Source organism: Candidatus Protofrankia californiensis, assembly GCF_900634765.1.
GTDB lineage: Bacteria > Actinomycetota > Actinomycetes > Frankiales > Frankiaceae > Protofrankia > Protofrankia californiensis.
The window spans coordinates 1-7389 of sequence record NZ_CAAAFT010000074.1 but is presented as its reverse complement, the minus strand read 5'-3'; the positions used below and the strand labels follow the sequence as shown (position 1 = coordinate 7389).

The following is a 7389-nucleotide window of genomic DNA, read 5'->3' as shown; positions in this document are numbered from 1 at the left end:
CTGGACGTGGATAGGAGCGGCACCAGGGGCAAGGCTACAAGTCCGATGACGTCAAGAACGACAGGCGGCCGGACCGCAACAGGCTCCGGCTCAACGCCATCACCGCATTCCGCCGCTCGTTGAGGATCTCCCATGCCCGGCGGCGCTCATAGCCCACAGCGCCGACACCGACCGCATGGCGGACCAGGACGCGGAAGTCCGCCCCGCATCCGACGCTGGCGTCTCCGGGGAACTCCGCGGCCCGGAACTCGCGGACCCACACGTCCCCGGCGGCCGCGATGGGCGCCCGTACGCGCGGCGACTCACCGTCATGCCAGGTCTTGCCCGACCCGTCGGGCTCCACGGATATCTCCCACACCCGTGCGCCCAGCGCGAGAGCCACGACGGCATGCGCGGCCTCATGCTCGGCGGTCCGCTGAAGACGCCGGCTCGGGTCGTTCATCCGCTCCCACTCAGTCCCCGACCCGCGAGACGAGTACATCCGCTCCTCGCGGGGGTAGAGCACGCCGGAGTTCAGCAGGGCCGTGTCCAGCGCGACGCCCGTATCGGTGAACAGGTCCACCATCGCCCGGTCCTCCGGGTGCAGGCCCAGGTACAGGTCTACCTCGGGGCCGATTTTCACCGCCACCGTCAACCTTCTTTCGTCGCCCACTCGGGCACGGAGGGATCCTTGAGTTCGTCTTCGTTGTCCACGCCTACCCCCGGCGTCGATGCATCGATGCCAGCGGCGGCCTGGCGGCTCCCGCGGCGACGGCACGGCGGCCGATGTCGATCAGGACTTGGGTCCGGGCGTGCTCGGCGCGCCGGCGGCAACGGGCGCCGCAGTAGATCGGCGGGCGGCCGGGACCGGCGGCAGGGGACAGCGCGCCACGGCAGACCGGACAGCGGAGCGTTTCTCCCATGTGCATATATTACGCGATCAGCGGCATTGATCCGCAAGCCTTGCGGTCAACTGGTCTCGGCGCCATCGGTTATCCCGTGATCGTTAGCCTCTCAGCGCATATCCGCCACCACGACCCCGGGGAGAGATTCTTAAAAGGTGGGCGCGGGGACGTCACGCCGTGTTGTCACAAAAAAACGGTGCGTCGTCGCCTACCGGCACTGGTCGCAGACGTTGATGACCACGGGTACGCAGCGCTCCATAGAGGGTGCGCAACCAGTCGCGGGCAGATCTGCCCGCGACTGGTGAAGATCGTACGCAGCGCTCCATAGAGGGTGCGCAACCGGCTGGAATGGACGAACGTCGGCGGCGCGGTCACCGGTTTGCCGTCCAGGCGGTGACGATCGCCGACCAGGTCGACCGGATCCCGGCGCTCACCCGGGCCAGGTAGGCATCGAACTCGTCGGTCTCGTCGTCCTCGTCGGGCACCGGGCCGTACTCGTCGGTCGGTGTCAACCGGTGCAGCAGGCTGCCGGTGATCGCGGTGAGCTGCCAGATCAGCTTTACTCGCTGCTCGGCGGTCAGCCGGTCCACGAGCGGCTCGAAGAGCGGACCGGGCTGGTGCCCGTCGTCGCCGAGGAAGGCGGTGACGAGCTGCTGACCGAGGCAGAGGCAGACGGGCGCGCCGATCTCGCCGGTGTGCCCGCAGTCGGGCTCCGGCGTCATGGGGGTTCGTGGTCTGGTGGTCACCAGGTCACCTCGTTCCATTGCCGTCCGCAGAGAACGCAACGCCCACCGGCGTGATGGGGACGGTCCGGGGCGTTGTCGCATCCCCACGCCCGACGGGTAATCCGCCCGGGTATATCCGGGTGAACGGTCAGCGGATCGACACCCTCAACGGGACAGCCGGTCGCATAAACACCGTCCGGATTCTCGCTGCGATCGTGCGGCTGGATCAGAAAGATGCGACGGACGAAATAGCCTGGCGTCTGCGATCGTGCATCCGGCCGCAGGGTGCTGTAACCGACTACTCGACCCGAACCCGTCCAGCGGATTGGCTGCTTCCTGGTGTTGGCGTATGCGTACTCGATCTCCCGTACGTAGGGCAGCCGGCCGATGTCTTCGAGCCAGACGATCTCTTCTTCGTTGGCGATCACGGCAGCTCCCATCTGATCAGCTTCGGGTGACACTTCATGGTCATCAGCTCTCATCGTTGGCTCTGCGCGTAGACCAAGAACGACCTACCGCAAGTACCGCAAGTACCGCAAGACTGCTTCTGAGCTGGGAAAACGGTGCTGATCTTCTGCGGTACTTGCGGTAGGTGGCGGAGGATACGGGAGATACCCCCGCACCGTGCGGAGGGTCTGCGGTAGGTCTGCGGTACTTCGGCGGCAGCAACCCCCGCACCCGTTCGCGCAGGTCAGAGCGGGTGCGCGCGGTACTCGCGGTACTTGCGGTAGTAAATCCGCCGTGTTGAGCGCGTACAGGCCGTTCACTGGTCGTCGTCCTGCCCGGTGGTGACCCACCAGAAGGTCTGTTTGGTGTGGGGATCCTTGCCCCGACGTAGGACGTGCTCTCCGTGGAACCGTCCGACCTGACCGCCGAGACGGCGGCCGAGAGACATGGCGTTGACGGGTTTGCCGGTGTCATCGGAGAGGAACCGGCCCTCCCAGCGGTCGATCACCTGTCCGCCGACCATGTCGATGTCCGCCGACTTCCGGACAGTGGCGCTGGTGACCTTCCGGTGCTCGAACAGCTCCACCCAGCGGGTAAGGAAGACCTCCCACTCGTTGTCCTCGTCGTCCATGGCCCGGACGTCTTCGGCGTTGGCCAGGAATCCGGGGATGTCGTGGTGGGCGAGGAACCCGCCGACGGCACGGGCCCACGGGGTGAACTGCCGCATCACCAGCTCGGCCCGCGGTGCACCCTGGGCGATCCAGTCGACGACGAGCACCAGGAGATGCCGGAGCAAAGTCCGCTGGTTCGCGGGGTCCTTCACCCACTGGTCGAGATCCGGGATCGTGAATCCGGTTCGGAGTTCCGGGCGGGGCATCTTGGGGTCGAGGCGGACGACCACGGTGCGGGTGGCCATGTCGCCACCGATCCGGAGGTTGTTGCCCGTCGCGAGCCACAGTCGGTCGTTGGCCATGGTGACCGTGGTGTTCGTCCCCAACCGGCGATCGGACCATGTCGGGGCGGTCAGGAGCTGGGCCAGGACCGGCGCCTCTACCGCCGTGCCCTCCCGCAGGTTGTCGAAGACGAGTACGGATGCCTGTTCACCGAGTGCCGCGGTGATCGCCTTGCGCATCTCGGCCTCGGCGTCCGGCCACGGCAAGGTCCGTTGCCCGTACAGGAGCCCGATGCCCTCGGACAGGATCGTTTTACCGGACGCCTGCGTGGTCGCCGTGATCATCCCGAATGGGGTGACCGTTCGGACGTAGGGCCGGAGGATGTTGGTCACCAGAAGGCCGACGTAGTTCGCTCGGTCGGCGGCGCTCTCCCACGGGAAGTTGCCCAGGAACGGGCCAAGCAGGAACTGGCGCGCGGCTGCTACCTCCCGGGCATCCGGTCGGGCCGGTATCCACGGGATGTCGACCTTCGGGGCGAAGTACAACCCGGTGCCGGGGTCGTACCCGGCGGTCTGCAACAGGCTGCCGTCCGGACGCAGGACCGGAGAGCCCACGATGCCGTGGAGCGGCCGGACGCCCGGCCAGTACCGGCCGGACAGCACGGCGGCGAGGACCCGGGCTGGCGGGACGACTTCTTCCTCGAAGTACTCGCGTTCGTCCGGCTCCCCGTTCTTCCCCTTCTTCACCTTCACGCGCTGCTGGTAGACGTGGGCGTACCGGGCCAGGGTGGAGGCGAGGCCCGGCGGGGTGAGCACGGTCGGCGCATAGGGCAGCGGCGGCGGGTCGCTGGTCAGGCCGAGCGGCGTGCCGATGTCGCCCGACACCCGCTCCAGATGGACGATCTCACCGCTGGTCACATACAGATCGGGCAGGTCGTTGCGCTCGATGGCGGCGCGCAGGTCCCGGATCGCCGCGGCTTCGCCCGTGATCTCGATGTCGGGCTTGCCGGTGGTGTCCGCGACCGGCGACGGCTCGACGTCATCCGCCTGGTCGTCGTCGGCGAGCGGCACCAGGTCGTCGAGACCGTGTCCGGCATTCAGGTGGTCGGAGACGTCCTTACCGGACGCCGGAAGCCACACCTTGACCGTTCCGACCGTGGCCTCGAGTGCTTTGGCGACCTGGCGGGCGTGCGTGCGGCCCGGGTCGTCGTTGTCGCCGATGACGTGCACCTCGGAGGCCCCGGCGAGGCTGACCGTGTACTCGGGTCGCCACTTCCCGGCACCCTGCGGGCATGTGGTGGCCACGTGGCCGAGTGAGGCGAGACGATCGGCGTCCTTCTCACCCTCGACCACGTACACGGGGCGGCCGTCGGCGATGGCGGCCAGGACCTCGGGCAGCCGGTACAACACCCGGCGGACACCCTTCATCCGCCACGCCCCGTCCGCGGCCTGCTGGCGGAACGTCTTCGGCTCGAACCGGTGGACCGTGAACAGCAGGGTGCCCTGTTCGTCGACGTAGCGGTACGACGCGACGATCTGCGGCCGGGCGGTCTGCTCGCGCGGCGGGAACAGGTCGACGACGTCCAGACCGACCGCGGTCAGCACGTCGTCGGTGGAGCATCCGGCCTGGCAGACCAGCAGTACCCGACCGTCCTTGCCGGTACCCACCGACAGCGACGCCGTGCCGTCATCGTGGGCCGGGCACTTGACGTCCTGCTGACCTCGCGTCGGGTTGACGTCCCCGCCGGTAGCGGCCGTGTAGGCCGCGGCGAACGTCCCCAGCGGCGACGTGGGGGCACTCACGCCGACCACCGGTCGGACGTCCACGGGTCGCGCCGGCCGTCAGCGAGCGGGACCAGGCGGCCGGCGGCCTCACGGCGGCGTCGTAGACCGGCGAGGTACTCGGCGACATCGTCGGCCAGGTCGTGCCCGACGTCGGGCACGCAGGCAGAATCGTGCATGGGTCTCGCTCCCTCTCTGGAAGGGTTCGGGATCAAGGCCCTGGTCGGTGCGACAACACCGACCGGGGTCGTTTCAGTTGTGGGCTGCGACCGGTCGGACCGACGCGCTACCGTGTCTGGTGACGAGTCGTTTGGTCGCGGCGTAGTCGTTGGGGCGTCCTCTGGCCGGGGGCGCCCTTCGCCGTTCAAGCGGCCTCTCCCGCCGCGGCGGGGGCCTTGGCGACCGGGCCAAGCAGCCGGCGGACCTCGGCCAGGACCGTCGGGTCAATCGGTCCGGCTGCGGCCAACTCTGCGGCTTTACGGTGCGCAGCGTCGGCGATCGCCTCAGCGAGTGCCGGGTCATCGGAGCGGTCCGCGTGGACTCGGTTGTACGTCGGCTTCTCGGCGCGAATCGCGGCAGCTTCGGCTGTAGCAGCATCGGCACGGGTCGGATATTCGTCGACGGTCGTCCGGGCCACCTCGGTCCACCACGGCTTGTTTCCGGCGTGGTGGCTGAAGCGATTTTTCGTGTTGCTGGTGATCCCGACGTAGAGCAAGGTGTCGGCAGCGTCGTACAGCCGATAGAGAAACGTCGGCTGGTGGTCGGCGGTCACGCGGCTTCCTCGGCGTCGGCCAGCTTCGCGGCCTTGCGAGCGCCGCGCGCCTTGGACGACGCCAGCGACAGGCGACGCATGTGGGCCTTGTGCAGGTGGGACGCGCGCCGGGTGACCTCTGCGTCATCGAGGTTCGGATGCTCGGCGCGAACCTTGCGCTCCCAGTACGGCAGGCATACCGGCGTTGCCGCCCGCGCGGCGGCGGTGCGCTGCCTGGGGTCGTGGTTGACGTGGGATGCGTGCGCGGCGATCTGGGCGCGTAGGCGGCGCTGTTCGGGCGTGAGCGGCGTTCGTGGCACGGCGGCCGGGCTCCTGTGGGCAGCACGAAGAGACCCCCCGCTGAGGGGGCAACGCCCACGCGCCCTAAACGGCCCCGCGTGACAGACCGGCTGTCGCTATTGCAACGAAGCATACCAACGTGCTTCACAGTGCTACGCGCCCGGTGGTGTCGACCGGTATCGCCGCAAGCGCAGCCTTGATCCGCTCCTTGCGGATCTGGACGTGTCGACGGCAGGACGGACAGGTGAGGTGGTATTTCCTGTCGTTGGCCTCTGCGTCGAAATCGAAATCAGCGTCGATGTCGCGCCATGTGTACTTGGACGTCGACCTAGGGACCCCGTACTGCTGATGCGGCGGAGAGTCGGGGCTGCCGTCTCCTCCCCATGGCTGAACGTGCATCCTGTGTGCCGGGTCCATCAGATACCGAGCGAGACGACGGTCATCACCGGCATCGCGGCATCCTCGACAGACGATGTCGAGCACTCGCCAGCCGGTCGGGGGCTGGCCATTTGTCCACGGGCGCGCCTTCAGCATCTTCTCGCGGTCCCTACGCCGGCTCACAGCTTGTCCCCGAGGCTCATCCGCCGGTGCGCGGCACGGGCCCGATCGTCGGCCGTGGATGCGGCGTATCGGTCGAGCATGGCCCGGGACCGCCACCCGGCCAAGCGCATCAGGTCACCCTCGGTTCCGCCTTCGGACAGCCACGAGTGCGCGAAGAAGTGGCGCAGCTTGTGTGGAGTGATCTTTATGCCGACGCTGGCGGCGCGGCGCTGCAGCATTCGGGCGAGGGCATCATCGGTGACCGGGCCACGGTCACGATCACCGAGCCACAGTGCGTTAGTACTTTCGGCCTTCGGATGCTGCCGCCGTGCGCGTAGGTACCGGTCGATGGCTTGGGCTGTTTTGACCCCGAACGGGCAGGTTCGTTTCCGGCCGCCCTTACCCATGGCGACGATGGCGACCTGGTCGCGTAGGTCGACGTCGTCGAGGGTGAGCGCGGCCAGCTCGGAACGGCGCATCCCGGTGTCCGCCAGCAAACGGATCACGGCGGCGTCCCGACGGGATGCGAAGTCGCGTCCGGCGCAGGTTCCGAGGATGCGGCGCAGGTCGTCCGCCGCGGGGACGGGGACGGGTTGCTCCGGGCTCCTGGGCCGGGTGACGCCCGCGAGCGGATTCGCGGTCAGCTCCCCTTCCTCAACGCACCAGTTGAAGAAGATCGACGCAATGGCGTACCGCGTCTGGAGAGTGCTCTTCGCATGGCCGACGCCGTGATCGACGATGAACTGGCGTAGGTGGTCGGGCTTGACGTCGAGGTGGCTTGCGACGCCTGCCGCGGCGAGGTGCGCATCCACGATCCGGATGCCGATCAGGTAGTTGCGGACGGTTATCGGCGACTTGCCCGCGGCGCGTAGAGCCAGCTCCCACGACTGGAGGAGGGGAGCCAGCGGCCCGGCTTGATCGTCTGTCATGGTCGGCATATTAACCGAACTAGAACCTACGTGCTCAAGCCCGGTACCGGGGTCTTGCACCGAAAACCGCTGTCAGTTATGGTTAGCGCATCCTAACCTTGATCGATCCTAGTTGAGATTATGCGGACAGATCCGGGCC

At 67.9% G+C, this 7389-nt stretch carries 9 protein-coding genes; all 9 read right to left on the bottom strand.

Features of this window, described 5'->3' with window-relative positions; all coding sequences use genetic code 11:
• Window positions 1-34: 34 nt before the first annotated feature.
• Entirely contained in the window at window positions 35-628 is a 594-nt protein-coding gene (locus tag DD1DGNOD_RS04665) for a M50 family metallopeptidase (RefSeq protein ID WP_131769534.1), read from the bottom strand.
• Window positions 629-1255: 627 nt separating this feature from the next.
• Entirely contained in the window at window positions 1256-1630 is a 375-nt protein-coding gene (locus DD1DGNOD_RS04660; RefSeq protein ID WP_131769533.1) for a hypothetical protein, read from the bottom strand.
• Window positions 1627-2049: a DUF6009 family protein gene (locus DD1DGNOD_RS04655; protein WP_131769532.1), complete on the bottom strand. Its 423-nt coding sequence runs from the start codon at window positions 2047-2049 to the stop codon at window positions 1627-1629. Before DD1DGNOD_RS04655 ends, DD1DGNOD_RS04660 begins: the two co-directional genes overlap by 4 nt.
• A gap of 323 nt (window positions 2050-2372) precedes the next feature.
• A complete protein-coding gene (locus tag DD1DGNOD_RS04650; RefSeq protein ID WP_206442950.1) occupies window positions 2373-4751 on the bottom strand; it encodes a hypothetical protein in 2379 nt (792 codons plus the stop codon).
• Window positions 4748-4909 carry a hypothetical protein gene (locus DD1DGNOD_RS26520; protein ID WP_165036418.1) on the bottom strand — a complete coding sequence of 54 codons (162 nt, stop codon included), beginning with the start codon at window positions 4907-4909 and terminating at the stop codon, window positions 4748-4750. The genes DD1DGNOD_RS04650 and DD1DGNOD_RS26520 overlap by 4 nt, the downstream gene beginning before the upstream one ends.
• Window positions 4910-5094: 185 nt before the next feature.
• Window positions 5095-5502 carry a GIY-YIG nuclease family protein gene (locus tag DD1DGNOD_RS04645; RefSeq protein WP_131769531.1) on the bottom strand — a complete coding sequence of 136 codons (408 nt, stop codon included), beginning with the start codon at window positions 5500-5502 and terminating at the stop codon, window positions 5095-5097.
• Window positions 5499-5801 carry a hypothetical protein gene (locus DD1DGNOD_RS04640; protein WP_206442949.1) on the bottom strand — a complete coding sequence of 101 codons (303 nt, stop codon included), beginning with the start codon at window positions 5799-5801 and terminating at the stop codon, window positions 5499-5501. The genes DD1DGNOD_RS04645 and DD1DGNOD_RS04640 overlap by 4 nt, the downstream gene beginning before the upstream one ends.
• 124 nt (window positions 5802-5925) lie before the next feature.
• On the bottom strand, window positions 5926-6264 hold the full coding sequence (locus tag DD1DGNOD_RS04635) for a hypothetical protein (RefSeq protein ID WP_131769530.1): 339 nt from the start codon (window positions 6262-6264) through the stop codon (window positions 5926-5928).
• 74 nt (window positions 6265-6338) lie between these two features.
• Window positions 6339-7250, bottom strand: a complete 912-nt coding sequence (locus tag DD1DGNOD_RS04630; protein ID WP_131769529.1) for a tyrosine-type recombinase/integrase — start codon at window positions 7248-7250, stop codon at window positions 6339-6341.
• Window positions 7251-7389 lie beyond the last annotated feature (139 nt).

Excerpts from the sequence above, each read along its gene's own strand:
- DD1DGNOD_RS04655 (WP_131769532.1), bottom strand. The coding sequence starts at position 2,049 with ATGGGAGCTGCCGTGATCGCCAACGAAGAAGAGATCGTCTGGCTCGAA.
- DD1DGNOD_RS26520 (WP_165036418.1), bottom strand. The coding sequence starts at position 4,909 with ATGCACGATTCTGCCTGCGTGCCCGACGTCGGGCACGACCTGGCCGAC.
- DD1DGNOD_RS04630 (WP_131769529.1), bottom strand. The coding sequence starts at position 7,250 with ATGACAGACGATCAAGCCGGGCCGCTGGCTCCCCTCCTCCAGTCGTGG.